The sequence below is a fragment of the Agrobacterium sp. 22-223-1 genome, from assembly GCF_053522385.1.
The window spans coordinates 427,251-453,097 of the sequence record NZ_JBNWCN010000002.1 but is presented as its reverse complement, the minus strand read 5'-3'; the positions used below and the strand labels follow the sequence as shown (position 1 = coordinate 453,097).

Here is a 25,847-nt window from a genome sequence, read left to right as displayed (position 1 = left end):
TTCCCGGAGCGGCAAATGTCTGAAAAACCCGTCATCATCATTACCGGATGCTCCTCGGGCATCGGCGCCCATTGCGCCGGCGCGCTCCACCGGGACGGCTGGCGGGTTTTCGCCACCGTGCGGCGCATCGCCGACATGGCGGCGCTTGAAAACCAGGGCATCGAGACCCTGATCATGGATTATACCAAGCCCGAAACCATCGCCGCGCTGGTGGACACTGTCGCCGCCCGGACGGGCGGCCGCATCGATGCGCTTTTCAACAACGGCGCCTATGGCCAGCCGGGCGCGGTGGAGGATTTGCCTGTCGAGGCGCTGCGGGCGCAGTTCGAAACCAATGTCTTCGGCTGGCACGATCTGACGCAGCGGGTCATTCCCTTCATGCGCGCCCGGGGTGCGGGGCGCGTCGTGCATTGCTCCTCCATTCTCGGCCTTGTGCCTTATCGTTATCGCGGCGCTTACACCGCCTCGAAATTCGCCCTCGAGGGGCTGGGCGTCACGCTGCGCATGGAGCTTCAGGGCAGCGGCATCCATGTCAGCCTGATCGAACCGGGGCCAATCACCTCCAAATTCACCGCAACGGCGCTTGCCCATATCAACGAGCACATCGATCTCGAAAATTCCGCTCATGCGGCGGAATATAAACGCCAGCTGGCGCGCATGGATGGTTCCGGCCCCGTCAACCGCCACAAGCTCGGCCCGGACGCCGTTTATGCCGTGTTGAAACATGCCCTGACGGCCAAAAGGCCGAAACCGCATTATCCCGTTACCGTGCCGGCCAAACAGGGGCTTGTGCTGAAACGGCTCTTGCCTGCCGGACTTTTCTATCGTCTGCTGCGCAGATTCGATTGAGGAGGAGTAATACCGCATGTCCGGCTTCACAACCGTTCTGGCCCTTATCGTCATGGGCCTCGTCGTCATCGTGCTGATACGCGGCCTCTTCAACATGCTGAAGGGACAGGACGCCAACCGCTCCAACAAGCTGATGCAGCTTCGCCTGCTTTTGCAGGCTGTGGCGATTGTGCTGATCATGTTCACCCTCTGGCTCACCGGCGGTGGCCGCTGACATGGTGAAGCTGAACAAGATCTATACCCGTACCGGCGACAAGGGCACCACGGCGCTGGTTTCCGGCCCGCGCCGCCTGAAGCACGATCTTCGCGTCGAGGCCTATGGCACGGTGGACGAGACCAATTCGGCCATCGGCGTCGCACGGCTTCATACGGGTGGGATGGAAAAGCTGGATGCCATGCTTTTCCGCATCCAGAACGATCTTTTCGATCTCGGCGCCGATCTCGCCACGCCGGATAGCGGCGAACCGCTTTCCTACGAGCCGCTGCGCATCGTCGAAAGCCAGGTCACGCGGCTGGAAAACGAAATCGACGATCTCAATGCCGCCCTTGAACCGCTGACCTCTTTCGTGCTGCCGGGCGGCAGTGCTGCGGCGGCCAGCCTGCATATGGCGCGCACCGTCTGCCGGCGCGCGGAGAGACTGATGGTGGAACTTTCCGTCACTGAGAATGAGATCGTCAGCCCGGCGGCGCTGAAATATGCCAATCGCCTGTCCGACTTCCTGTTCGTCGCCGCCCGCTTCGCCAATGATGCCGGCAAGGCCGATATATTGTGGGTTCCCGGCAAGAACCGCTAAAGCGTTTCAATGACGCAACCAAAGGGCGTTCGATGTTCATACCGCTGCACGATGCGAATTCCCTCAAGCATATCCGGCTGCAATATGTCACCATCGGCCTGATCGTGGTCAATGTGCTGGTCTGGCTGTTTACCGGGGTGCTGGCCAGCGATACTGAGGCCAATGCCGCAGCCCTCGGCCTCGGTTTCATTCCGGCAGTGGTGTTCGACTACGCCTATCTGGAACCCGCCCTGCAAGTCGTGCCCGATGACCTGACCGTCGTTACCTATGCTTTCCTGCATCTGGATTTCTGGCATCTGGCCGGCAACATGCTGTTTCTCTGGGTCTTCGGCGACAATGTCGAGGATGCGCTCGGCCATTTCCGTTTCCTGATTTTCTACATCGCCTGCGCCATCGCCGGCGCGCTGTTTCACGGTTTCGTCGCCCCCACCTCGGAGGGGCCGCTGATCGGCGCTTCGGGTGCGGTTTCCGGCGTCGTCGCGGCCTATTTCCTGCTGCATCCCAGGGTTCGCGTCTGGGTGCTGGTTCTCATGCGCATTCCGCTTCCTTTGCCCGCCTTCATTCCGCTGGCGCTGTGGATCGGCCAACAGTTCCTGATGCTGGCGCTCGGGCTAGAGGAAAACGTTTCCTGGGGCGCGCATGTGGGTGGCATCATGGCTGGCGCAATCATGGTGATTTTCATGCGCAGGCGGGGCGTTCCCCTGTTTGATCGCACCATTGTTCCGCCGAGGGCGGCACAGTTCAAGAATCCGTCGCAAACGGCGGGGTTGTCGCAAATCGAACGGGGCTATGACGGGAGCAGATGAGCTCTTGCGAAAGAGATAGAGTATTTACGTGAACGTCAACGTAAGATATGCCTTACGTGCATGTGATAATGAAGATTGCTCCGTTGTAATTGCGGGAAAAATGCTTATCCATGTCGCCAACCTGTTTTTGGAGGTCCGCGCGGTCAACTGGCCAAAGCGGACAGGAGTTTGAGGAAAGCCGCCGATGAAGATCCTTGTCCCCGTCAAACGAGTCGTCGATTACAACGTTAAGATCCGCGTAAAATCGGATGGTTCAGGCGTTGAGCTTGCGAATGTGAAGATGTCGATGAACCCGTTCGACGAAATCTCGGTGGAAGAGGCGCTGCGCCTGAAGGAAGCGGGCAAGGCCGAAGAGGTCGTGGTCGTCTCCATCGGCCCGGCCAAGGCGGAAGAAACGCTGCGCACCGCGCTCGCCATGGGCGCCGACCGCGCCATTCTGATCGAGACCGACGAGACGGTCGAGCCGCTCGCCGTCGCCAAGCTTTTGAAGGGCGTTGCCGAGGCCGAACAGCCCGGCCTCGTCATCGTCGGCAAGCAGGCGATCGATGACGATTCGAACCAGACCGGCCAGATGCTGGCAGCATTGCTCGGCTGGGGCCAGGGCACCTTCGCCTCCAAGGTCGTACCGTCCGACGGCAAGGTCGCAGTCACCCGTGAAGTCGATGGCGGTCTGCAGACCGTTGAGCTGAAGCTTCCCGCCGTCGTCACCACCGATCTTCGTCTCAATGAGCCGCGTTATGCATCGCTGCCGAACATCATGAAGGCGAAGAAGAAGCCGCTCGACAAAAAGTCGCCGGCCGATTTCGGCGTCGATGTTTCGCCGCGCCTGAAGGTGCTGAAGACCGAAGAGCCGGCAGGCCGCAAGGCCGGCATCAAGGTCGGCTCGGTTGCCGAACTGGTCGAAAAGCTCAAAGCCGACGGCGTCCTCTAAGGTTTCGGAAAAGGGAGATATTCTTATGGCCATTCTTCTTCTGGCAGAACACGACAACGCAACCCTTTCCGACCTGACGGGCAAGACGCTGACGGCGGCAACGCAAATCGGTGGCGACGTCCATGTTCTCGTCGCCGGTTCCGGTGCAAAGGGCGCAGCTGACGCAGCAGCGAAACTCTCCGGCGTTTCCAAGGTGCTGCGCGCCGACGACGCGTCCTATGCCAATGCGCTGGCAGAACCGCTGGCGGCGCTGATCGTTTCGCTCGCGCCTTCCTATGATGTCATCATCGCGCCGGCCACCGCCTCGGCCAAGAACGTGACGCCGCGCGTTGCGGCGCTTCTCGACGTGGCCCAGATCTCGGAAATCATCGAGGTCGTCAGCCCTGACACCTTCAAGCGGCCGATCTATGCCGGCAACGCCATCCAGACGGTGCAGGCGACCGATGCGAAGAAGGTCATCACCGTGCGTCCGACCGCCTTTGCAGCCGCCGCCGAAGGTGGTTCGGCAGCGGTTGAAACCATCGGCGCTGCCGCAAACCCCGGCCTCTCCAGCTTCGTTTCCGATGCTCTGGCATCGTCCGACCGTCCGGAACTGACATCGGCCAAGATCATCATCTCGGGTGGCCGCGCGCTCGGTTCGTCGGAAAAGTTCAAGGAAGTGATCCTTCCCGTCGCCGACAAGCTCGGTGCCGCCGTCGGCGCCAGCCGTGCGGCTGTCGATGCGGGTTATGCACCGAACGACTGGCAGGTTGGCCAGACCGGCAAGGTGGTTGCACCGCAGCTTTATATCGCCGCCGGCATCTCGGGTGCGATCCAGCACCTGGCCGGCATGAAGGATTCGAAGGTCATCGTCGCCATCAACAAGGACGAGGAAGCGCCGATCTTCCAGGTGGCCGACTATGGCCTCGTCGCAGACCTCTTCGAGGCGCTGCCCGAACTGCAGAAGGCGCTGTAATTTAAGCATAAATTGGGGGCGGCGCGTTTTTTAAACGCGCCGCCTTCTCTTTTTCGGCGATATGCGTAACATCGCCGGCAATAACGCAGACAAAATCCCTGAGAGGAGACCAGCCTATGACCGCCCCCTTTAAGAACATCGGTGTCATTGGAGCCGGTCAAATGGGATGCGGCATTGCGCATGTCTCCGCCATTGCCGGCTACAAGGTCCATATCTACGATCTTTCCAAGGAAGGCATCGAGGCCGGTCTTGCCACGATCAACGGCAATCTCGCCCGCCAGGTCACCAATGGCAAGCTTTCGGACGACGCCCGCAAGCAGGCGCTGGCGCTCATCAGCGGTTCGACCGACATCAACGATCTGGCAGCCATGGATCTCGTCATCGAGGCCGCGACGGAAAACGAGGAAATCAAGCGCAAGATTTATGCGCAGGTCTGCCCGATCCTGAAGCCCGAGGCGCTGCTCGCCACCAATACCTCGTCGCTCTCCATCACCCGGCTTGCATCCGCCACCGACCGTCCCGAACAGTTCATGGGCATCCACTTCATGAATCCGGTGCCGGTCATGAAGCTGGTGGAACTGGTGCGCGGCATCGCCACCAACGAAAAGACCTTCGACGCGGCCAAGGACTATGTGCGGACGCTGGAAAAGGCGATCACCGTTGCCGAGGATTTCCCGGCCTTCATCGTCAATCGCATCCTGCTGCCGATGATCAACGAGGCGATCTATACGCTTTATGAAGGCGTCGGTTCGGTGGAAGCCATCGACACCGCCATGCGGCTCGGCGCCAACCACCCGATGGGGCCGCTGCAGCTTGCCGATTTCATCGGTCTCGACACCTGTTTGTCGATCATGCAGGTGCTGCATGACGGCCTCTCCGACAGCAAGTATCGCCCCTGCCCGCTGCTGGTCAAATATGTCGAGGCCGGCTGGCTCGGCCGCAAATCCGGCCGCGGCTTCTACGACTATCGCGGCGAGACGCCGGTTCCGACGCGCTGATCCCCTTCACCTGAACCCTCAGGCGATGAGCAGGTAAATGATCGATCCGACGCCGGCGGCGACGACGGATGCAGCCGTGAGCAACCCGCAATAAACGAGCGTTCCGGAAACGGCGGCGACGAATACGCGCCCTACCGCGTTGGCGGCGAGTGCAGCGAGGATAGCGCTCGCCACGATATCCGGCGACAGATTTTGTGCGCTGGTTCGCAACGCACTGAGAACGGCGACATCGGCATCGAATATGGCCGACAAGGCCGTGAGGGCGATGAAACCGCCCGCGCCGATCCAGACGAGCAGAACGGCATTCAGCGTTCTCGTCGCGGCAAAGAGCGTGGCGAAGATGGCAAGCGGCACCAGTTCAAACGGGTTCTTTGCGTCGATTTCCTGCCCTGGCTGCATATCCTGCAGCCTTATCAGGCCGGCGCCGCTTAACCCGAGAACCAGTGCGGCGGCCAGCGTTACCGGTGCGATAAGGGAAAATGTCGTCAGCGAAAGGGCAAGAACGATAACGAGGACCCGGAGCAGCGATACCGCCGCGGCCAGCGCCGCCACACCGGCCAGAGGCCACACGTTTTCACCGCTTTTCGCCTTCTGCCCGAAGCTGGCGGTTACGGCGGTCGATGAAACGAGGGCGCCCGCCAGCCCGGTCACCAGCAGGCCACGGGTTGAGCCGAGGAGGCGCACGGCAATATAACCGCAATAGGAAATCGTGGCGCTGAGCACGGTGAACAACCATATTTCCCAGGGGTTGAAGCCGCCCCACGGATCGATCGTCCGGTTCGGAAGGATCGACAGGCCAACGGCGGTCATCACGGCAAGCACCAGCGCGGAGCGCAGTTCGATCCATGTCAGCCGTTTCAGCAGGCGGTGGAGAACTTCCCTGCCCGCGAGCAATGCCGCAAGGGCAGCACCCCCGGCCGCCGCCGCCTGATATTGCACCGTTACCGCAAGCCCGCCGAGGGCAAAGACGCAGAGCGCCGCCACCACGCCGGTAACACTGAAATCATTGTCATGGCGCGCCTCGCGCAGCTTGAACCATGAAAAACTGAATGCGAACCCCAGAAAACCCGCCGCGAAGGCGAAGGCGCTGTTCTGCTCGGCGGCCAATACGCCGAAGACGCCACCCAGCAGGCCGGCAATGCCATAGGTCCTGATCCCGGCGGTGCGGCTGCCCGCCGGCGCATCGCGCTCCCGCCAGCCGCGCTCAAGACCGACAAGCAGGCCGATGGCGAGGGCAAGACCAAGCCGGGGAATAAGCAACTCCATATCGGCACCCATTCATGGCGGAAGCCAGGATCATTATACGAGGCGGGTACGGGCTTGTCTGCACCGGCCCGTCCGCTGGAAAGGCTGGCTTTGCAGGCGGTTGCGGCTCACAGCCCTCAATGTCCAGCCGCCGGCATTATTTTCCAGTCGCGGCTGTCACCAGCGCCTTGGCATCCTCGCTGTCCCACGCCGCCGGGCCGTTCATGGCCGCAAGCAGGCAGCCGTTTTCATCCAGCAGCAGGGTTGCCGGCAGGCCGAAGGCGAGACCTTCCTTTTTCAGCACGTTGAAGACGCCCATGGAACTGTCGCGGTAGTGCTTCAGGGCATCGATCTTGTATTCATCCATGAAGGCTTTCGGTTTTTCATCCGCGCCGGTATCGATATTGACGGCCACGACCTCGAAAGCGTTACCGCCCTTTTCCTTTTCAAGCGCGTTCAGCGCCGGCATCTCTTCGCGGCAGGGCACGCACCATGTGGCCCAGAGGTTGAGAAGAACCGCCTTGCCCTTGAGATCGGCAAGCGTCATGTCCTGCGCCTCCGGCCCCTTGAAGGAGAGGGGAATGATGCGCGGCGTGTCCGTGGCCGACATGGCCGCCACCTGCCCCTTCAGAAACGGCTTCAGCGAAGCGATGCGGTTCGCCGCCCCCTCACATAAACCGGCGTCAGTCACCGCTGCCCCTTGAACCGGGCTCTCAGACCCAATATGCCTGAACCAGACCGCGCCCGCGCCGCTTAAGACACCGGCAACGGCAGCAATTGCAACCAACTTGGCGGAAGGAAGCCTGAACGGCCTTTTCTCTGTCATCGAATACTCCAGGGCACTGCGAACATGGCTGACGGCACAGATCAGAAATCCTCCAACCAGATGTGGGGCGGGCGTTTCGCTTCCGGGCCATCTGCCATCATGGAAGAGATAAATGCCTCCATCGGCTTCGACAAGAAGCTTTACGCCCAGGATATCCGCGGCTCTATGGCGCATGCCGCCATGCTGGCATCTAAAGGCATTATTTCGCCGGAAGATAAAGACAAGATCACCGATGGCCTGAACACGATCCTGTCAGAGATCGAATCCGGCAGCTTCGAATTCTCGCGCAAGCTCGAAGACATTCACATGAACATCGAAGCGCGGCTTGCAACGCTGATCGGCCCCGCCGCCGGCCGCCTGCACACCGCCCGCTCGCGCAACGACCAGGTGGCGCTCGATTTCCGCCTGTGGGTCAAGGAAGAATTGCAAAAGACTGAGGGCATGTTGACCGCCCTCATCGCCGCCTTCCTAGATCGCGCCGAAGAAAATGCCGATACGGTTATGCCTGGCTTCACCCATTTGCAGACAGCGCAGCCGGTGACCTTCGGCCATCATTGCATGGCCTATGTGGAAATGTTCGGCCGTGACCGCGCCCGCGTGCGCCACGCCATCGAGCATATGGACGAAAGCCCGATCGGCGCGGCCGCACTCGCCGGCACTGGCTACCCCATCGACCGTCATATGACGGCGAAGGCGCTCGGCTTCCGCGAGCCGACCCGCAATTCCATCGACACCGTCTCCGACCGCGATTTCGCGCTGGAATTCCTGTCTATCGCTTCCATCTGCGCCACGCATCTGTCGCGCCTCGCCGAAGAAATCGTCATCTGGTCGACGCCGCAATTCGGCTTCATCCGCCTGTCGGATGCCTTCTCCACCGGCTCCTCGATCATGCCGCAGAAGAAGAACCCGGACGCCGCCGAACTGGTGCGCGCCAAGACCGGCCGCATCAACGGCTCGCTGATCGCCCTTTTGACAGTGATGAAGGGCCTGCCGCTCGCCTATTCCAAGGACATGCAGGAAGACAAGGAACAGGTTTTCGACGCCGCCGAGAGCCTGGAACTGGCGATTGCCGCCATGACCGGCATGATCCGCGACCTTGAAGTGCGCAAGGACCGCATGCGCGCCGCCGCCGGTTCGGGCTATTCCACCGCTACCGATCTTGCCGACTGGCTGGTGCGCGAAGCGGGCCTGCCCTTCCGCGATGCCCACCATGTGACCGGCAATGCCGTGGCACTGGCGGAAAAGAAGGGCTGCGATCTCGCCGATCTTTCGCTGGAGGAATTGCAGGCCATCCACCCCGGCATCACCAAGGGTGTTTTCGACGTTCTGTCCGTCGAGGCGTCGGTTGCCAGCCGCACCAGCTTCGGCGGCACGGCCCCTTCGGAAGTGAAGAAGCAGATCGCCTGGTGGCGCGGACGCAACTGATAAAATCGCGTTACGCTGCGATCACAAGAAACAGGGTGCACAAGCGCCCTGTTTTTCGTTATCAGAGAGGCACATATTTCCTTTGGACAGGCCCATGCTTTCAAAAACTGCGCGCAAACTTATCGTTCCCATCGGCATGACGCTCGCCGTCAGCCTTGTTCTCAGCGCCTGCGGGCGTAAGGGCGACATCGACCCGCCGAGCACGCCGGTCGAAATGCGCAACAAGCGCAATGCCGACGGAACGGAGACAAAGCCGGCGACGGCGGAACGACCGTTCATTCTCGACAAGCTTCTCTGACGGATAAAAGCCTGTGAACCATTTCGGCTATATCGACGGCGTGCTGCACGCCGAAAACGTGCCTGTGCCTGAGATCGCCAAGGCGGTCGGCACGCCTTTCTACGTCTATTCGACCGCGACGCTGGAACGCCACTACAAGGTGTTTTCCGGCGCTTTTGCGGATGTGGACGCCATGGTCTGTTATGCCATGAAGGCCAATTCCAACCAGGCGGTTTTGAAGACTCTGGCAAAGCTCGGCGCGGGCATCGACGTCGTCTCGGGCGGCGAATTGCGCCGCGCACTCGCAGCCGGCGTTCCGGCAAGCCGCATCATGTTTTCCGGCGTCGGCAAGACGGTTGCGGAAATGGATTATGCGCTGGAAGCCGGCATCTACTGTTTCAACATCGAATCCGAGCCGGAACTGGAAGTCCTCAACCTGCGCGCCGTGAAAGTGGGCAAGCGGGCGCATGTCTCCTTCCGCATCAATCCGGATGTGGATGCGCGCACCCACGCCAAGATTTCCACCGGCAAGAAAGAAAACAAGTTCGGCATTTCCTATGAGCGCGCCCGCGCGGTCTATGCCCATGCCGCCACCCTGCCCGGCATCGAAGTGACCGGCATCGACATGCATATCGGCAGCCAGATCACCGAATTGCAGCCTTTCGAGGATGCCTTCCGGCTGCTGCGCGAACTTGTCGAGGCGCTGCGCACCGACGGACACACGATCAGCCACGTCGATATTGGCGGCGGTCTCGGAATTCCTTATCGCGATGACAATAATCCGCCGCCGCTGCCGGATGCCTATGCGCATATCGTCAAGAACGAGCTGAAGAGCCTCAACTGCAAGATCGTCACCGAACCGGGCCGCCTGATCGTCGGCAATGCCGGCATTCTGGTGACGGAAGTGATCTATGTGAAGGACGGCGGCGAAAAGACCTTCGTGATCGTCGACGGCGCGATGAACGACCTCATCCGCCCGACGCTTTATGAGGCCTATCACGGCATCCGCCCGGTGGTGCAGCCGGCCGAGAATACGCCGCGCATCAAGGCCGATATCGTCGGCCCCGTTTGCGAGACCGGCGACTATCTGGCGCTCGACCGCGAGATGGCCGCGCCGCAGCCAGGCGATCTGATCGCCGTCAGTTCCGCCGGTGCTTATGGCGCGGTGCAGGCCGGCACCTACAACTCGCGCCTGCTGGTGCCGGAAGTGCTGGTGAAGGATGACAAGTTCCACGTGATCCGTCCGCGCGGCACCTATGAAGAGTTGATCGCGCTCGATTCCGTGCCCGCCTGGCTCGATTGATCTCGCCTGCATCACCGGTTGGCCGATCACAATCAAGCGAAGCTGCCTAAAAAATGGGGGTGAGGGCTTGGGTGCCCTCGTCTTCGCCACAAAGAATGTTATCCTTGCTCCCGTGATATAAACAGCGCGCCGTTCCGGGAATGGCGTTCGACGTGGCCAGAACCGGGAGAACGGATTGATGACCACCGCCGGAGAGGACAGGACAGGCAGAAAGCGCCCGACCGGCGCATTCGCGCAGCGGCCGGACCTTGCCCGCCGGGTTGCCGCCAAGCGCTTCTTCGCGAAAATCGTACTGCTTTCGGAAAAAATTGCGCCGAAAACGCTGTGGCCGCTCTCCATCGCCGCCGTGTTTCTGGCGCTTGCCTGGTTCGGCCTCTACCGGCACATGCCGGATTTCCTGCGGCTCGGCGTTGTTTTCGTGCTGGTTTTCAGTTTCATCGCCACGCTTTTGCCAATCCTGCGGCTGAAATGGCCGACGGATAATGATGCATCCCGCCTGCTTGAAGATCGCAACGGTCTCGCGCACCAGCCGGTTGGCGTGCAGGAGGACGAACCGGCCTTCGATACGCCCTTTTCGCGAACGCTCTGGAAAGAACATCAGATCCGCATGGCGGAGCGCATCGCCGCGCTGAATGCCGGCCTGCCGAAACCCGATATCGCCCGTTATGACCGCCTCGCGCTGCGCGCCGTTCCCGCCCTTCTTCTGGCGGCCGCCTTCGGTTTTTCCTATTCCAACGGCGCGGGCACGATTGCCGATGCCTTCCGCAGCCGGCCGGCGGTCGGTCCCCTCAATCCCGATATCCGTCTCGATGCCTGGGTCACGCCGCCATCCTATACCGGCCGCGCGCCGATTTTCCTGACCGGACGCGACGCAACCAACCGTGACGCGGTTTCCGTGCCGCAATCCTCCAAGCTGACGATCCGCATGACCGGCGGCGATGGCGGCGAGGAGGTGACTTTCGAGCCTGAAATGGCAGGCGCGCTGCAAAAGCTTGCGCCGGAAGCGGCGCGTGCCGACAGCGCAAGCGGCGATATTGCCGTTCAAACGCCGGTTCGTTCGGCAGACCAGCCCGTCGCGCCGCGCACCTTCGCCATGGATGTTACCGAAAGCGGCATGATCACCGCCAATGGCGAACAATGGGTGTTCAACGTCATCCCCGACCAGCCGCCCAGCATCGCCTTCGACAACATGCCGCGCCGCGCCGTCAATGGCGCGCTGGAAGTGGGCTTTACCGCCAAGGACGATTATGGGCTGAAGGAAGCCCATGCCATCATCGAGCCGATTGGCGTTGCGGAAGGTGCGACCGCGCTTTATCCGCCGCCAGAATTCAAGCTCGATCTGCCGCGACAGAATAATCGCGAGATCAAGGGCCTGACCAGCCGCAACCTGACCGAACATCCGATGGCGGGAAAACGCGTGCGCATCACGCTGGTGGCGACTGACGGCGCCGGGCAGACCGGCCGCAGCCCCGCACATGAAATGGTGCTGCCGGGCCGCAATTTCTCCGAACCGCTGGCCGCCTCCATTGCCGAACAGCGGCAGATATTCTCACTGGATACGCGCCAGATGCCGAAGGCGATCGCCTATAACGAGGCGGTGGGCCTGCGCCCGGAAGAGACCATTCCCAACACGACGCATTATCTCCTGCTGCAATCGGCGCAGACCCGCATGCGGCTCGCTTATAACGAGGAAATGCTGAAGGATACGGCCGATTATCTCTGGGAAATCGCGCTCGGCATCGAGGATGGCGATCTTTCACAGGCAGAAAGACGCCTGCGCGATGCGCAGAATGCGCTTTCCGAAGCGCTTCAGCGCAATGCTTCCGATGAGGAAATCGCCAAGCTGATGCAGGAATTGCGGGAAGCCATGCAGCAATTCATGAGCGAGCTTGCGCAGCGCATGCAGAATGCGCCGCAGGCCAACATGAACAGCCAGGCACAGAACGTGCTGCGCCAGCGCGATCTGGAAAACATGATGAACCAGATCGAGAACCTCGCCCGCTCCGGCAACCGCGACGCGGCGCAGGAAATGCTCTCGCAGCTGCAGCGCATGATGAACAATCTGCAGGCGGGCCGCCCGCAGCGTCAGGGCCAGCAGGGACAGCAGCAGAGCAGCAAGATGCGCCAGCAGATCGACAAGCTGGGCGAAATCCTGCAGCAGCAGCAGAAGCTGATGGACGAGACCTTCAAGCTCGATCAGGCGCTGCGCGACCGCATGCAGCGCGGCGACCCGCAGCAGGGCGACGACGAACAGCAGATGGGTGAAAACGGCCAGCAGCCGCAAGAGGGACAGCAAGGTCAACAGGGCGAAAATGGCCAGCAGGGCGGACAGCCAAGCGACCAGATGACCGCCGAACAATTGCGCGACGCGCTGAAAAACCTGCGGGCGCAGCAGGATGCGCTCGGCAAGCAGCTTGGCGAGTTGCAGCAGGGGCTGCGCGATCTCGGCATGGAACCGGGTGAAAACTTCGGCAAGGCGCAGCAGGAAATGCAAGGAGCCGGTGAGGCGCTGGGCAAGGGCCAGGGCGAGCAGGCCGTCGAAGGTCAAGGCAATGCGCTGAATGCGCTGCGACAGGGCGCGCAGGACATGATGGGCCAGATCATGCAGGCCATGCGCCAGCAGGGCCAGCAGCCGGGGCAAGGTCAGGAAGGCATGGCCGGACAGGGAGGCCAGAACGGCCGTGATCCGCTCGGCCGCCCGCGCAGCACCACCGGCCCGGATTTCGGCGATCAGGTGAAGGTGCCGGATGAAATCGACGTGCAGCGCGCCCGCGAAATCCTCGAGGCCATCCGCGAAAAGCTCGGCAACAATCCGCCCGGTGAAATCGAGCGGCGGTATCTGGAGCGGTTGCTGGATATACAGTGAGGGTTCGCACAGGTAATGGCGCGCCTCGTTACATCCTGTTTCAGAAGCTAAAGTTTCCGTCATGCCGGACTTGATCCGGCATCCAGTCGGCGCGCGTCTGCGCGGCGGAAAGAGTTCTTTCAGCCCAAGGACTTGGGCTGGCTGGATTCCGGCTCAAGGCCGGAATGACGGAGGTAGGGAACTGCGCTGGGCCAGAGGGCTGACCAACAAAAAAGGCGGCCTAACAGCCGCCCTTTAAATCTCTGCGCCCTTATCAACTCAGGCTGCAAGCGCCCGCGCCACAGCCTTGCGGATATCCGGAAGCGCAAAGGGCTTCGAGACGACGTCCACGATCTTCTCCGCCAGATCGTCAGCCCGTTCGCGCTGCTCGGCGTAACCCGTCATCAGCAAAATGCGCATGGCCGGGAAGCGTTCGGCGGCGCGGTGCGCCAGCTCGATGCCATCCATGACCGGCATGCGGATATCCGAAAGAAGAAGATCGAAACTGGTTTCCTGAAGCTTTTCCAGCCCCTGCTCGCCATCCGCCGCCTCATGGGTCTCGTGACCGTCGAGACGCAGGGCGCGAGCGACGAAAGCCCGCAATGCATCCTCGTCTTCGGTAATCAGAATCTTCGCCATTACTCATTGCTCCTGGGCATCATTTCCAGCCGTGAGCAACATCGCAGGCTCCTCTTTTCAAGAGGTAAACACCCAGCCCTTCGCTGGGTGAATGGTTAATGAGGCGTCTCCGCGCTGTGCCGTTCCGGCACGGCAAAAGTGCTCAGGCGTCGCCGGTCACGACGCCGACAAAGGGCAGTTCGCGGAAGGCATAAGCGACATCCATGCCGTAACCCACGACGAAATAATCCGGACATTCGAAACCGACATAATCGGCCTCCAGATCTTCCTTGCGCTTCACCTTCTTGTCGAGCAGCACGGCGATGGTGACGTTGCGGGCGCCACGCTCGTAAAGCAGTTCCTTGGCGAAACGCAGCGTGCGGCCGGATTCGAGAATATCGTCGATCAAGAGGACATCGCGGTCCTTCACGTCGCTGTCGATATCCTTGACGATCCTGACGCCTTGCGAAACCGTGCCGGTGCCATAGCTCGACAGCGTGATGAACTCGACTTCAGGGGCAAGGCCGCTATCATGCAGCGCGCGGATAAGATCGGCCGCGAAAATGAACGATCCCTTGAGCACGGCGATGACCAGTAAATCCTTGGTCGGGCCGCTGGCGATGTGCTTGGCCATGTCGCGATTGCGCTCGGCGATCTGCTCGGCGGTATAAAGCGGCTCGATGTTTTTTCCACGGACGACGGGCATTCTTACTCCTGTGCTGCGCCTTGCCGATTTTACCTTTCAGTAAAAATACGAAGACCACGCGTTAGCACAGTCAGCGTTCGGACGCACCCGCCTCAACGAAGGAAAGCTTGATCTCGGGCGTTTTTCCACCGGGATGGCGCAACTTTGCCGAAAAACCGTGGCTGAAACCGGGCTGCATCTCCTTCACCGGCGGTTCGATGACCATGCTGGCCACCAGCTGTCCCTTGGCGGCGAAGAGATCCGCGCGGAGGGCCGGCACCTCTTCGAGATTGCCGCCATTATTTTCGACAATGCCGTTGATGAGCAGAGTATCCATGCCGTCCGCCTCCATAGGGGTCACGGTGACATGGGAAATGGCGAGAGGGTTCACCGAAGCGGCAACAGCCGGCTTTTCCGGCACGACCACCGAGAGACCGCCCGAGCAGACGAAGACGAAAATCGCGAGCCCCGCCACCAGCGCCGAATAGGCGTCCGCCGAAAGACGGGACAATCTGCGGTCCAGCCAGCCGATGAAGGCGAGACCGAGCGCACCGATGGTGACGGGTGGTTTTGCCGCCTGCCGGCGCGCAGCACCACGATTGTCGTTTCCGGGTTGCCGCGAACGGTTTTCCTTGATGGTGACAAATTCCGCGTCTACCACATCGCGGTCGGGATTTGCCGCGCGCGCCGTGCGGCGCACCGGCGTTTCCGGCATCAGGAGGTCGAAATCGAATGCCGCTTGCCGGCGAGATGAACGGAACATAGCCATAGAATTCCTTGGGTGAGGTTTTCCGGCCCGCAAAACTGGGCATTGCAACGAATCCTGCCAAGTTTTAAATTTAATTGGTTAATGCTTCGCAAAAACGGCTCGCACAGGCTGCCGGATCCGGGTTAAACCCCGACATCCGAACCCCATGCGCCAGCGGCTTGCGAACCACCACGAAACGAAGAGACTGGAAGTCCGTTGATCCATTTCGAAAATGTCGGGTTGCGTTACGGCATGGGACCCGAGATCCTGAGGGACATGACCTTCGATATCCCCAAGGGTTCGTTCCAGTTTCTGACCGGCCCGTCGGGCGCCGGCAAGACGACGCTGCTTCGCCTGCTTTTGATGTCGCTGCAGCCGACGCGCGGCAATATCCGCATGTTCAACCGCGATGTATCGCGCATTCCGCGCAGCGAGTTGCCGATGCTGCGCCGCCGTGTCGGCATCGTGTTTCAGGATTTCCGGCTGCTGGATCATCTGACGACCTATGAGAATGTCGCCCTGCCGCTGCGCGTGCGCGGCAAGGAAGAAAGCGCCTATCGCAACGATGTGATCGAGCTTCTGAAGTGGGTGGGGCTCGGCGAGCGCATCAATGTGTTGCCGGCCATTCTTTCCGGCGGGGAAAAGCAGCGCGCCGCCATTGCCCGCGCCTTGATGGACCAGCCCGAAATCCTGCTTGCCGACGAGCCGACCGGCAACGTCGATCCGCCGATGGCCAAGCGCCTTCTCAACCTTTTCCTGGAACTAAACCGGTTGGGCACGGCCGTCGTCATCGCCACCCATGATTTTGGCCTGATGGACCAGATCGATGCGCGCCGGATGATCCTGACCGAAGGGCGGCTCGACATCTATGAATGAGATCAACCGCAAACAATTGAAGCCGGAAGCGGCGCAGCCGAAGCGCCCGCCCATGCGCATCCGCCCGATGGCGCCGATTCTGCCGCCCTCCAATATTCAGGGCAATGCGCTGATGGTGGTGATCGCCATCATGGCCTTTCTCGCCTGCCTGACGCTGGGCGCCGTCTCCATGGTGCGCGCCACCGCCGCCACCTGGCAGAGCCAGATTTCCCGTGAGATCACCATCCAGATCAAGCCCGAGGACGGGCTGGACATGGATGCGGCGCTCAACAAGGCGCGCAATCTGGCGCTCACCTTCGTCGGCACGCGGGATGGCACCATCCTCGACGATGCGGCGACATCGCGCCTTTTGGAGCCGTGGCTCGGCAGCGGTCTCGATCTTTCCGAATTGCCGGTGCCGCGTCTCGTCGTCATCACCATCGACGAAAACAATCCGCCCGATTTCCAGGCGATGCGGGATATGCTGAAGGCCGAGATTCCGCAGGCATTTCTGGACGACCACCGCACCTGGGTCGACAGGCTGGTCTCCATGGCCAGAACCACTGTCATGATCGGGGTCGGCGTTCTTATCCTCGTCTTCACCGCCATGGTGCTGACGGTGGTGTTCGCGACGCGCGGCGCGCTTTCCGGCAACCGGCATATCGTCGAGGTTCTGCATTTCGTCGGCGCGGAAAGCAGTTTTGTGGCGCGCGAATTCCAGAAACACTTCCTGAAGATCAGCCTCAAGGGGGCGGCGGCGGGCAGCGCACTGGCCGCGGCGGTTTTCCTTGTCGCCGGTTTCTGGCAATCGAGCACGGTCGCCACGCCGCAGAGCGATCAGGCGAGCGCGCTTTTCGGTTCGTTTTCGGTCGGTCTCGGCGGTTATTTCGGCATTGCCATGACGATGATCATCATCGCGCTTTTGACCACAATCACGGCGCGCGTGACCGTCATCCGCACCATCGACGATATCGACCGCGTCCGCTCCGATCCATCGAAAAGCGACGGTCTTGCATCGTGAGAACACCCCCGGAATCCTGCGGTAGAACTGAAAGCGTCACAAGCCGGATGTAACCTGCAGACGGTGGACAAAAATGCCTGTTCCTTGCCTTAATCGGCGAGTATTCAGGAGGAATGTTTGTGAGTCGGATGGACCAGGATCAGACGACAGCGCGACCGGCCAGAAAGGGCCTGTTGTCGCGGCGCGGTCCTCTGCGCCGTTTTATTCGCGGCCTCATCCTGCTTTGCGTCATTGTGCTCGGCGCATTTTCCGGCGGTTTCCTTTGGTTTGCCGATTCCGTCGCCTCCATGCGTCCGCCGGAGGGAGCGAGAGGCGATGCCATCATCGTGCTTACCGGCGGTTATCAGCGCATCGAACAGGCGGTCGGCCTGCTGAGAGACGGCGTGGGCAAGCGGCTTCTGATTTCCGGCGTCAACCCGGCCACCACCCGCTCTCAAATCCGCAAGATGACGCAAGCGTCATCGGACATGTTTTCCTGCTGCGTGGACATGGGCTACAAGGCGATAGACACGATCGGCAACGCCAGTGAGGCGGCAAGCTGGATACGCGACCACAATTATTCCTCCATCGTCGTCGTCACCAATAATTATCATATGCATCGCAGCCTGCATGAACTGCGCAGCGCCAGCCCGCAGACGCAATTCATCGCCTATCCCGTCATCAGCGCCGATCTCGCCCGCACCAACTGGTTCGTGGAGCCGGATGTGGTGAGAACCATGCTTTACGAATATCTGAAGTTCGTGGCGGCAGCGGGACGCGACCTCACCGGTTTCGGCAAGGGCGACGGTCTGCGCAAGGCCGCCGCCGATCATTCCCGGATAAAGACGACAACCGCTTCGTCCTGACCGGCGAGAACGCGCTTGCTGCGGCCCCTTGTTTTCGTGTAGGCGTCTGGCATCGGCATCCGGCATCGAGGCCTGTTCAAGGCTTCGAAACGGCTGCGCTCCGGGAAGGCTGTTGATGCTCAAGCTGCGCTCTTTTCTTTTCAATACGCTGTTTTATCTCAACCTGATTGTCCGCATGATCGTGCTGACGCCGATCTATTTCATTCTGCCGCGCAAGATCGCATTCGAAATTCCCAAGAATTGGGCGCGGTCCAACCATTGGCTGATGAAAACCATCGTCGGCACCACCTTCGAGATCGAGGGGCTGGAGAACATTCCCGAGACCGGCTGCATCTTTGCGCCCAAGCATCAATCCTTCTGGGATACCTATGCGCTGCTCCCCAATCTGCCAGACCCTGTTTACATTCTGAAACGGGAGTTGATGTGGATTCCGCTGTTCGGCTGGTACGTGATGAAACAGCGCATGATCCCGGTCAACCGCGCCGCACGCGGCAAGGTGATGCTGAAGGTGATGGAGCGGGCGAAAGAGGAAATGGCCGCCGGCCGCGAACTCATCATCTATCCCGAAGGCACGCGCCGCCCGCCGGGCGCCGAACCCGAATATCGTTACGGCATCGCAAGGCTTTACCGCGATCTGCAGGTTCCGGTCATTCCCGTCGCGATGCATCCCGGCCTCTTCTGGCCGCGCCGTTCCACCATGCGTTATCCCGGCCATTTCAAGGTGCGTATCCTGCCGGCCATCGAGCCGGGGCTGGACCCCGACGTGTTTTTCAAGCGCCTGATCGATGTAACGGAAAAGGCGAGCGACGAGTTGCTGCTGGAAACCGTGCGCAACAACCCGCATTTGCCGCTGCCGCCGACCGCCGTGAAGCGGATCGCCGAACTTCAGGGCAAGGAAACCGCCGCCGCCGGCTGAGCGGCAAGCGTGCCGACATTTTTGGCGATGCTCTCCAGCAGGGAATCGCGAATACCCATCTCCTGCAGATGCTGTACGGTGTTGAAGACATAATCCGTATTCGGCCCGGATCGGCCCGATGCGGCTGCAACGATGGTCGCCGATTCGGCAACACCGAGACCGCCGATATATTGCTCATGCGCGGGATCGGCCACATAGGTCACCGCGCTGCTGCGTCTGCCATCGGAAAGCGCGATGGAAACCAGCCGCTCCTTATAGACATTCGTCACCAGTTCGCGCTCGCGCAGATAGATCATGACCGGCTCGCGGTCCTGTCCGCGCACGCGGAAAGCGACGCCAAGGCAGGAACCGCCGCGCTCCAGACCGAGAACGAGACCGGGCTTTTCTTCGGTGCCTCTATAAAAGTTGGAACTGATGCAGAGCGAGCGCCGATACCCGTGCAGCCGCGCCTGCTGCCGCTCTTCAAAGGCGAAGCCGGGGTTCCACATCAACGAACCGTAGCCAAAGACCCAAAAATCGTCCATATCCCAAGCCAAATCGAAATTGTCTGAAGTCTGTTCATCGGAGATCAATATGGCAGCGTCAAGCCAATCCGGCACCGCCAAAAAATTCCTCTGGCTCGCCATCGCCATCCTCGTGGTCATCGGACTTTATACCGCCGGGTGGTTTTACGCCGCCGACAGGCTGAAGCAGACGGTTCTGAACGTCATTGCCCCCTCGCAGGCCCGCAGCGTCAGCGGTGAATGCGGTGATATCGCCTTCAAGGGTTATCCCTTCCGCATCGGCCTCTTCTGCTCCAAAGTGACTGTGGATGACAAGGAGAACGGCGTTTCCGCTTCCTTCGGCGAACTTCGCTCGGCGGCGCAGGTCTATAATCCCGGTCACATCGTCTGGGAACTCGATTCGCCGGCGGAAATTCGTTCCGCCCACGGCCTGACGATTTCGGCCGCCTGGCAGAACATGCAGTCCAGCATCGTCACCAAGCTGAAGGGCATCGACCGCAGCTCGCTCGTCATCGATGGGCTGAAGGCGCAGGCGGTTTCTTCCGTCACCGGCCAGACCATCGATTTCGATGCGGTAAAAACGGAAATGCATCTGCGCCAGAACGGCGCGGATCTCGACGGGGCCATCACGCTCACCGACTCCGCAACCGTCATCAAGGACTGGCCACAGCTTCTGCCGCGCCTCAACGCCATTGCCGATATCACCCTTGCCGGCAAGGCGGGCATGGTGGATGGCAGCGACAGATCGGGCCTTTATGGCGCGAGCGGCGAGCTTCGCCGGCTGGTGGCCGATATTGGCGAGGGCCGAACCATGCGCATCAGCGGCCCCTTCTCCTTCGACAATGAGGGCTATCTCTCCGGCCAGTTCAAGCTGGAAATCGAAAAGCTCGGCGCATGGTCGGACAATGCCAAGCAGGTCTTCCCACAGCTGCAATCCACCATCGATACGGCCCGCAAACTGCTCGGCGCGCTCGCCGGCGGCGGTGACCGGGCGTCCGTCGATCTCGTTGTGGATCGTGGCCGCGCCACGGTCAGCGGCTTTATTCCGCTTGGGAAAATCCCGCCTATCTGAGGGATTGATTTATACTCGGCGTCATCCTCGGGCTTGACCCGAGGATGACGCCGGGGAGGCTTTGGCACTTTGCCGGCGGGCGCGATGGGCCGGATCAAATCCCATCACGACCTAAGCTAAATGCGATTTACTTCTTCTGGTCCAGCGCGTGACGGCCGAAGTCCGGTGCGTCGACATCCTGGCCCGCCTGCACGATAGAGCGGCGGATGGCGCGGGTGCGGGAAAACAGCTCGAACAGCTTGTCGCCCTCCCCCCAGCGGATCGCCCTTTGCAGGGATGCCAAGTCTTCGGAAAACCGCGCCAGCATCTCAAGAATCGCATCCTTGTTATGCAGGCAGACATCGCGCCACATGGTGGGATCGGAGGCGGCGAGACGGGTGAAATCGCGGAAACCGGAGGCGGAATATTTGATGACTTCCGATTCGGTCACCGTCTCCAGATCGTCCGCCGTGCCGACGATATTGTAAGCGATGATGTGCGGCAGATGCGACACGATCGCCAAGACCTTGTCGTGGTGTTCGGCGTCCATTTCATCCACGCGCGAACCGAGCGCCCGCCAGAAATCCTTCAGCCTCTCCAGAGCCTCGGCATCCGTGCCCGGCAGCGGCGTGAAGATGCACCAGCGGTCGCGGAAGAGACCCGCAAAACCGGCATCGGGGCCAGATTTTTCCGTACCCGCCAGCGGATGGCCGGGAATGAAATGCACATTGTCAGGCATATGCGGGGCCATCTGCGCGATGACCGATGCCTTGGTGGAGCCGACATCGGTAACGATAGCGCCCGGCTTCAGATGCGGCGCGATCTGCTGCGCCACGCCCTCGGAAGCACCGACCGGCACCGAGACGATAACGAGATCGGCATCCTTTACCGCCTCCGCCGCCGAAACGGTGTAATCCGTGCCAAGCGCCAGTTCTTCCGCCCGTTTCAGTGTGTCTTCGCTGCGGGTGGAAATGGTCACATGGCGGGCAAGCCCCAGTTCCCTGACATCGCGGGCAATCGACGAGCCGATCAGGCCGATGCCGATCAGCGCGATGCGTTCGAACATGATCTCAGCCATCACGCCTGCCCCATGAACTCGGTGAGGGCCGCGATGACGCCGAGATTGGCCTCTTCCGAACCGACCGTCATTCTCAGCGCATTCGGGAAACCGTAGCCACGTACCGCACGCAGAATATAACCGCGGCGGCTCAGGAACTCGTCCGCATCCGCCGCGCGCTTGCCGTCCTGATCCGGGAAATGGATGAGGATGAAGTTGGTAACCGAAGGCGTGACGGTGAGGCCAAGGCCGGTAAAGGTCGTGACCAGCTTTTCCATCCACAACGCGTTATGCGCCACGGCCTTCTCTACGAAGGCCTGATCGCGGATGGCCGCAGCACCCGCCGCGATAGCCGGCGCGCTCATGTTGAACGGGCCGCGCACGCGGTTCAGCGCATCGATGACAGCGGCAGGGCCATACATCCAGCCGACGCGCAGGGCGGCGAGGCCGTATACCTTGGAGAAGGTGCGGGTCATCACCACGTTGCGGTTGCCGGAGACCAGCTCGAGACCTGCCTCGTAGTCATTCTTGCGAACATATTCTGCGTAAGCCGCATCCAGCACCAGCACGACATGTTTCGGCAGACCGGCCTGCAGGCGGCGGATTTCCGCAACGGGAACATAGGTGCCGGTGGGATTGCCCGGATTAGCGACGAAAACCATCTTCGTCTTCGGCGTCACGGCGGCGAGGATCGCATCCACATCCACCGCGCAATCTTTTTCCTTCACCGTCACCGGGGTGGCACCCGCGCCCATGATCTGGATCTTGTAGACGAGGAAACCGTGTTCGGTAATGATCGCCTCATCGCCCGCGCCGAGATAGACGTGGCAAAGCAGGCCGAGAAGTTCGTCCGAACCGTTGCCGCACATGATATTCGCGATGTTGAGACCGTGCACGTCGGCAATCGCCTGACGCAGCGCGATCGCCTGACCGTCCGGATAGATTTCCAGATGGCTGGCAGCCGTACCGAAAGCCTCTATCGCCTTCGGGCTCGGCCCAAGCGGCGTTTCATTGGAGGAGAGCTTATAAACCTTCGCAACGCCGTCCACATGTTCCTTGCCCGGAACATAAGCGGCGATATCCAGAATACCCGGACGCGGAACAGGTTGGCTAAGCTCTGCACTCATTTGATCGACCTTTGGAAAAGCGCCGGAGAACCCGGCAAAAGCAATGCCGGAGGCATTAGACCGGAATGGTCGCTTTGTCGAGGGTCAGCGCGGCTTTCCTTGGCTTGCGGCAGTGCGGGTGGTGGGCACCCCCTGCGGGGCCAGCACGGGCACAAAAACGCGACGGGAGGCGCGCTGGGTGACGGGCAATCCCTGATAGAGACGCTTCTGGGCTTCCACCACGATGACGCCGGAAAAAAGCGGCCACAGCCGGCGGCCGGTATGTTCGAGATAGCGGCGGAATTTCAGTATCGGCCGGCTGGTGGTGGGCGGGAAGAACAGCGCCTCGGCGGTGGCGCCCGGCGTGAAATTGGTTTCGCGCAAAAGCGCCGTCAGCTGTCCGCGCGAATAGGGCCTTCCGGAACCGAAGGGCGTGTGCTCCATGCGCGCCCAGACGCCGCGCCGGTTCGGCACCACGATCACCAGACGGCCGCCGGGCGCCAGCACCCGCCACAGTTCCTTCAGGCTTTCACGCGGATTTTCTGCAAATTCCAGCGCATGCACCATCAAGACCCGGTCTATCGACGCATCGGGCAGCGGCAGTTCCTCGTCGAAAACCAGCGCAGTGGAGGAAAGCTCGCCCGCCGGCCAGTTCACCGCCCCCTGCCCCGCCGGCATGAAGGCGAAGGTGCGCTCCGTATCGCGACGGAACCGCTCCAGAAACGGCACAGCGTAACCAAGGCCAACCAGCCGCTCTTCCGGCAAAGGTGGCCACAGCGTCGAAAGCGCCATGGTGATCGCCTGCTCGGCCGAGCGGCCAAGCGGAGAATGATAGAATTCGCGCAGATCGACGATATCGGTATTCATGGGCGAGAATGTAGCATCAGGCGGTTGGACTTCAAGGCGTCTGCCCTTACATAGAAGGTCAGGCGGGCGAATGCGCCGGTTTTGGCCGGCAAATGGAGAGGATAAGATGAAACCTTTGGAAATAGACGTCTTTCTTTGCCGCAGCGACAATTTCGGGGTTCTTCTGCACGATCCCGAAAGCGGCGCGACGGCCACCATAGACGCACCGGAAGAAGGACCTATCCTGCAGGCGCTCGACGGCCACGGCTGGAAGCTCACCCATATCTTCACCACCCACCACCATCAGGACCATGTGGAAGCCAATCTGGCCCTGAAAGACAAGTTCCGCTGCGAAATTCACGGCCCCTACGACGAGGCGGTTGCGATCCCCGGTCTCGACCGTTCGCAGGCCGATGGCGACGAGTTCGAATTCGCCGGCCGCCGCGTTCAGATCATCGCCACGCCCGGCCATACGGCGGGACATATCTGTTATTATCTGCCCGATGACGGGCTGCTGTTTGCCGCCGATACGCTGTTTGCCATGGGCTGCGGCCGCCTCTTCGAACGTCCGGCGGCGGATATGTGGCATTCCTTCCAGAAACTCATGGCGCTGCCGGATGAGACCAAGGTTTATTTCGGCCATGAATATACGCTGACGAATGCCCGTTTCGCCCTCACCGTCGATCCGGAGAACGCTGTGCTGAGCGAGCGAGCGGCCCTCATCGAGAGGGCGCGGCAGGCGAATGAATTCACCATTCCCACCACCATCGGGCTCGAAAAACAGACCAATCCCTATATGCGGGTGGCCGATGCCGGTATTCGCAAATATCTTGGCCTTGAAAGCGCCACCGATGCCGATGTTTTCGCGGAAATCCGCACACGCAAGGACAATTTCTGATGGGAACGGAAATATCGACGCAGGCGATCATTCGCGAACTGGGGCTGGAGCCGCATCCCGAGGGCGGTTTTTACCATCAGACGTTCCGCGACAGGGCAGGCGGTGAGCGCGGTCATTCGACGGCGATCTATTATCTTCTGGAAAAGGGCGCCCGCTCGCACTGGCACCGGGTCACCGATGCGGTGGAGGTCTGGCACTATTATGCCGGCGCGCCCATCGCATTGCATCTTTCGCAGGACGGCCGGGAAGTGCAGACCTTCACGCTCGGCCCCGCCATTCTTGAAGGCGAGCGCCCGCAGGTCATCGTTCCCGCCAATTGCTGGCAATCGGCCGAAAGCCTCGGCGACTTCACGCTCGTCGGCTGCACCGTCTCACCGGGCTTTGCCTTTTCGAGCTTCGTTATGGCAGAGCCCGGCTGGGCGCCGGGAGATGCGCCGTAACTCCCTGAGTTATGTCGGTGGGGTGAGCGGATGCCACTTGTTTCTTCTCCCCGGCGGGGAGAAGAAATACGCCGCAACGTTTACTTTTCTTACGCCACCGCCAGCTTTGGTCAGCCGCCGTATTTCGTAGCCGTAATATAGACCTGCCCCACCCGAGTCGGAATGATGGCATAAACAGGCGCATAGACATCCATGTTGTTCGACTTGGCGAACCAGATCTCCATGGAGATGGATTTCAGATATTCGATATCCTTGCGCCCCTGCCTGTAACCCGACTTCGGCACATACCGCGCCTTGCAGACGATGGCGTCGCCATTAAAACCATTGGTCTTGAACGGCTTGGTGCCGCTGGAGCTCAAAACCAGATCGAGTCGCGATTCGCCGTCATAGATCGGCAGGCGAGTCGGGCAGATGCGGCCGCCCGCGGGAATGATGAGGCCGGAGATCGGATCGAGAACCGAGCGCAGGTCGCGGTCCTTCACATCCACCCAGTTGTCCGGCCGGGCTTTCGGCTCAGGCTTCACCGTCGTCGATGTGACGTTGCCGTTGCGATAGACAACGTCATAGGTGCGCACCCGCTTGCCGTCCTTGTAGACCAGCGAATATTCGTTGGCCTGCAGCCGGTGGCCGCGCTTGGCGCCGGAAACGGTCGTCTTGCCGGAAATATCCTTGAGGATGCTGGCAAGGCCGGCGGCGCTGAAGGAACCGGAGATCGAATAATTCGGTCCATCCATGCGAGTCGAGAAACTCGCCCTGGCAATCGGCAAAATGCCGAGATTGATGCTGTATTCGCTGGTGTGGCGCGCTTCGGCGGCGAGCGAGGGGGAGACGCCCGCTAACGCTATTGTCGCGGCCACGAAAATGCTTTTTCCTCTGGCAATCATTTCGATATCACCTTAAAAGAGGCGCGGAAGCGGCCTTATCGGGCGATCATATACGCTGACTTGTGGCAATAAAAAAGCGGATGCCGGTTGAAAACGCCGGAATTTCCTTTCATTTGATCG

General features: G+C 60.9%; 28 protein-coding genes. 18 read left to right on the top strand and 10 right to left on the bottom strand.

Annotated elements, in window-relative coordinates:
• Positions 1-15: 15 nt before the first annotated feature.
• The 7 genes from ACQZ60_RS14180 (at position 16) to ACQZ60_RS14150 (ending at position 5,333) form a co-directional block, all read left to right on the top strand.
• A complete protein-coding gene (locus tag ACQZ60_RS14180) occupies positions 16-849 on the top strand; it encodes an SDR family oxidoreductase (protein ID WP_448735468.1) in 834 nt (277 codons plus the stop codon).
• A 16-nt stretch (positions 850-865) separates the two neighbouring features.
• On the top strand, positions 866-1,063 hold the full coding sequence (locus ACQZ60_RS14175; protein ID WP_003520830.1) for a twin transmembrane helix small protein: 198 nt from the start codon (positions 866-868) through the stop codon (positions 1,061-1,063).
• Between the two features lies 1 nt (position 1,064).
• Positions 1,065-1,643: a cob(I)yrinic acid a,c-diamide adenosyltransferase gene (locus ACQZ60_RS14170; protein WP_020813416.1), complete on the top strand. Its 579-nt coding sequence runs from the start codon at positions 1,065-1,067 to the stop codon at positions 1,641-1,643.
• A gap of 32 nt (positions 1,644-1,675) precedes the next feature.
• A complete protein-coding gene (locus ACQZ60_RS14165) occupies positions 1,676-2,449 on the top strand; it encodes a rhomboid family intramembrane serine protease (protein WP_031234556.1) in 774 nt (257 codons plus the stop codon).
• 184 nt (positions 2,450-2,633) lie between these two features.
• On the top strand, positions 2,634-3,380 hold the full coding sequence (locus ACQZ60_RS14160) for an electron transfer flavoprotein subunit beta/FixA family protein (protein ID WP_020012152.1): 747 nt from the start codon (positions 2,634-2,636) through the stop codon (positions 3,378-3,380).
• A 25-nt stretch (positions 3,381-3,405) separates the two neighbouring features.
• Positions 3,406-4,335: an electron transfer flavoprotein subunit alpha/FixB family protein gene (locus tag ACQZ60_RS14155; protein ID WP_448735467.1), complete on the top strand. Its 930-nt coding sequence runs from the start codon at positions 3,406-3,408 to the stop codon at positions 4,333-4,335.
• A gap of 116 nt (positions 4,336-4,451) precedes the next feature.
• Positions 4,452-5,333 (top strand): 3-hydroxybutyryl-CoA dehydrogenase, encoded by an 882-nt coding sequence (locus ACQZ60_RS14150; RefSeq protein WP_003523331.1) that lies wholly within the window; start codon positions 4,452-4,454, stop codon positions 5,331-5,333.
• Between the two features lie 18 nt (positions 5,334-5,351).
• Here ACQZ60_RS14150 and ACQZ60_RS14145 read toward each other — a convergent pair whose 3' ends face one another.
• Both ACQZ60_RS14145 and tlpA read right to left on the bottom strand, forming a co-directional pair.
• A complete protein-coding gene (locus ACQZ60_RS14145; protein ID WP_448735466.1) occupies positions 5,352-6,599 on the bottom strand; it encodes an MgtC/SapB family protein in 1,248 nt (415 codons plus the stop codon).
• Between the two features lie 136 nt (positions 6,600-6,735).
• Positions 6,736-7,404, bottom strand: coding sequence for a thiol:disulfide interchange protein TlpA (tlpA, locus tag ACQZ60_RS14140; RefSeq protein WP_031234226.1), 669 nt, complete (start codon positions 7,402-7,404; stop codon positions 6,736-6,738).
• A gap of 24 nt (positions 7,405-7,428) precedes the next feature.
• Between tlpA and argH the strand changes: the two genes are divergently transcribed.
• The 4 genes from argH to ACQZ60_RS14120 all read left to right on the top strand — a co-directional run bounded on the left by argH (position 7,429) and on the right by ACQZ60_RS14120 (position 13,275).
• Positions 7,429-8,829, top strand: coding sequence for an argininosuccinate lyase (gene argH / locus ACQZ60_RS14135; protein ID WP_035262163.1), 1,401 nt, complete (start codon positions 7,429-7,431; stop codon positions 8,827-8,829).
• Positions 8,830-8,923: 94 nt separating this feature from the next.
• A complete protein-coding gene (gene lptM, locus ACQZ60_RS14130) occupies positions 8,924-9,127 on the top strand; it encodes an LPS translocon maturation chaperone LptM (protein ID WP_003497438.1) in 204 nt (67 codons plus the stop codon).
• A 13-nt stretch (positions 9,128-9,140) separates the two neighbouring features.
• The gene (gene lysA, locus ACQZ60_RS14125; protein WP_020808968.1) at positions 9,141-10,409 is read left to right on the top strand and encodes a diaminopimelate decarboxylase; all 1,269 of its coding nucleotides are present in this window, start codon (positions 9,141-9,143) and stop codon (positions 10,407-10,409) included.
• Between the two features lie 178 nt (positions 10,410-10,587).
• Positions 10,588-13,275: a TIGR02302 family protein gene (locus tag ACQZ60_RS14120; protein ID WP_020808967.1), complete on the top strand. Its 2,688-nt coding sequence runs from the start codon at positions 10,588-10,590 to the stop codon at positions 13,273-13,275.
• Between the two features lie 258 nt (positions 13,276-13,533).
• On the opposite strand, the gene ACQZ60_RS14115 is transcribed toward ACQZ60_RS14120, so the two are convergent.
• The 3 genes from ACQZ60_RS14115 to ACQZ60_RS14105 form a co-directional block, all read right to left on the bottom strand.
• The gene (locus ACQZ60_RS14115) at positions 13,534-13,893 is read right to left on the bottom strand and encodes a response regulator (protein ID WP_003497441.1); all 360 of its coding nucleotides are present in this window, start codon (positions 13,891-13,893) and stop codon (positions 13,534-13,536) included.
• 142 nt (positions 13,894-14,035) lie between these two features.
• The gene (gene hpt / locus ACQZ60_RS14110; RefSeq protein ID WP_004445644.1) at positions 14,036-14,578 is read right to left on the bottom strand and encodes a hypoxanthine phosphoribosyltransferase; all 543 of its coding nucleotides are present in this window, start codon (positions 14,576-14,578) and stop codon (positions 14,036-14,038) included.
• 70 nt (positions 14,579-14,648) lie between these two features.
• Complete coding sequence (locus tag ACQZ60_RS14105) at positions 14,649-15,320, bottom strand: hypothetical protein (RefSeq protein WP_031233441.1); 672 nt, start codon at positions 15,318-15,320, stop codon at positions 14,649-14,651.
• A gap of 201 nt (positions 15,321-15,521) precedes the next feature.
• Between ACQZ60_RS14105 and ftsE the strand changes: the two genes are divergently transcribed.
• The 4 genes from ftsE to ACQZ60_RS14085 all read left to right on the top strand — a co-directional run bounded on the left by ftsE (position 15,522) and on the right by ACQZ60_RS14085 (position 18,942).
• The gene (gene ftsE / locus ACQZ60_RS14100) at positions 15,522-16,181 is read left to right on the top strand and encodes a cell division ATP-binding protein FtsE (RefSeq protein ID WP_003497447.1); all 660 of its coding nucleotides are present in this window, start codon (positions 15,522-15,524) and stop codon (positions 16,179-16,181) included.
• Positions 16,174-17,181, top strand: coding sequence for a cell division protein FtsX (locus tag ACQZ60_RS14095; protein WP_065657057.1), 1,008 nt, complete (start codon positions 16,174-16,176; stop codon positions 17,179-17,181). The genes ftsE and ACQZ60_RS14095 overlap by 8 nt, the downstream gene beginning before the upstream one ends.
• A 128-nt stretch (positions 17,182-17,309) precedes the next feature.
• Positions 17,310-18,026 carry a YdcF family protein gene (locus tag ACQZ60_RS14090; RefSeq protein ID WP_448735553.1) on the top strand — a complete coding sequence of 239 codons (717 nt, stop codon included), beginning with the start codon at positions 17,310-17,312 and terminating at the stop codon, positions 18,024-18,026.
• A gap of 115 nt (positions 18,027-18,141) precedes the next feature.
• Entirely contained in the window at positions 18,142-18,942 is an 801-nt protein-coding gene (locus ACQZ60_RS14085; RefSeq protein WP_196380204.1) for a lysophospholipid acyltransferase family protein, read from the top strand.
• Here ACQZ60_RS14085 and ACQZ60_RS14080 read toward each other — a convergent pair.
• On the bottom strand, positions 18,912-19,466 hold the full coding sequence (locus ACQZ60_RS14080; RefSeq protein WP_080858151.1) for a gamma-glutamylcyclotransferase: 555 nt from the start codon (positions 19,464-19,466) through the stop codon (positions 18,912-18,914). The genes ACQZ60_RS14085 and ACQZ60_RS14080 overlap by 31 nt on opposite strands.
• A 49-nt stretch (positions 19,467-19,515) precedes the next feature.
• Between ACQZ60_RS14080 and ACQZ60_RS14075 the strand changes: the two genes are divergently transcribed.
• Complete coding sequence (locus tag ACQZ60_RS14075; protein WP_196380205.1) at positions 19,516-20,517, top strand: DUF2125 domain-containing protein; 1,002 nt, start codon at positions 19,516-19,518, stop codon at positions 20,515-20,517.
• Between the two features lie 127 nt (positions 20,518-20,644).
• Here ACQZ60_RS14075 and ACQZ60_RS14070 read toward each other — a convergent pair whose 3' ends face one another.
• The 3 genes from ACQZ60_RS14070 to ACQZ60_RS14060 form a co-directional block, all read right to left on the bottom strand.
• Complete coding sequence (locus tag ACQZ60_RS14070) at positions 20,645-21,574, bottom strand: prephenate/arogenate dehydrogenase family protein (RefSeq protein ID WP_020808959.1); 930 nt, start codon at positions 21,572-21,574, stop codon at positions 20,645-20,647.
• A complete protein-coding gene (gene hisC / locus ACQZ60_RS14065; protein ID WP_020808958.1) occupies positions 21,574-22,680 on the bottom strand; it encodes a histidinol-phosphate transaminase in 1,107 nt (368 codons plus the stop codon). The genes ACQZ60_RS14070 and hisC overlap by 1 nt, the downstream gene beginning before the upstream one ends.
• Positions 22,681-22,764: 84 nt before the next feature.
• A complete protein-coding gene (locus tag ACQZ60_RS14060) occupies positions 22,765-23,526 on the bottom strand; it encodes a class I SAM-dependent methyltransferase (protein WP_003523306.1) in 762 nt (253 codons plus the stop codon).
• A gap of 106 nt (positions 23,527-23,632) precedes the next feature.
• Between ACQZ60_RS14060 and gloB the strand changes: the two genes are divergently transcribed.
• Together gloB and ACQZ60_RS14050 are read left to right on the top strand one after the other, a co-directional pair.
• Positions 23,633-24,403: a hydroxyacylglutathione hydrolase gene (gene gloB, locus ACQZ60_RS14055; protein WP_174024256.1), complete on the top strand. Its 771-nt coding sequence runs from the start codon at positions 23,633-23,635 to the stop codon at positions 24,401-24,403.
• Entirely contained in the window at positions 24,403-24,843 is a 441-nt protein-coding gene (locus tag ACQZ60_RS14050) for a cupin domain-containing protein (RefSeq protein ID WP_448735465.1), read from the top strand. Before gloB ends, ACQZ60_RS14050 begins: the two co-directional genes overlap by 1 nt.
• Positions 24,844-24,953: 110 nt before the next feature.
• On the opposite strand, the gene ACQZ60_RS14045 is transcribed toward ACQZ60_RS14050, so the two are convergent.
• Positions 24,954-25,727, bottom strand: a complete 774-nt coding sequence (locus tag ACQZ60_RS14045; protein ID WP_059755520.1) for a DUF3108 domain-containing protein — start codon at positions 25,725-25,727, stop codon at positions 24,954-24,956.
• Between the last annotated feature and the right edge of the window lie 120 nt (positions 25,728-25,847).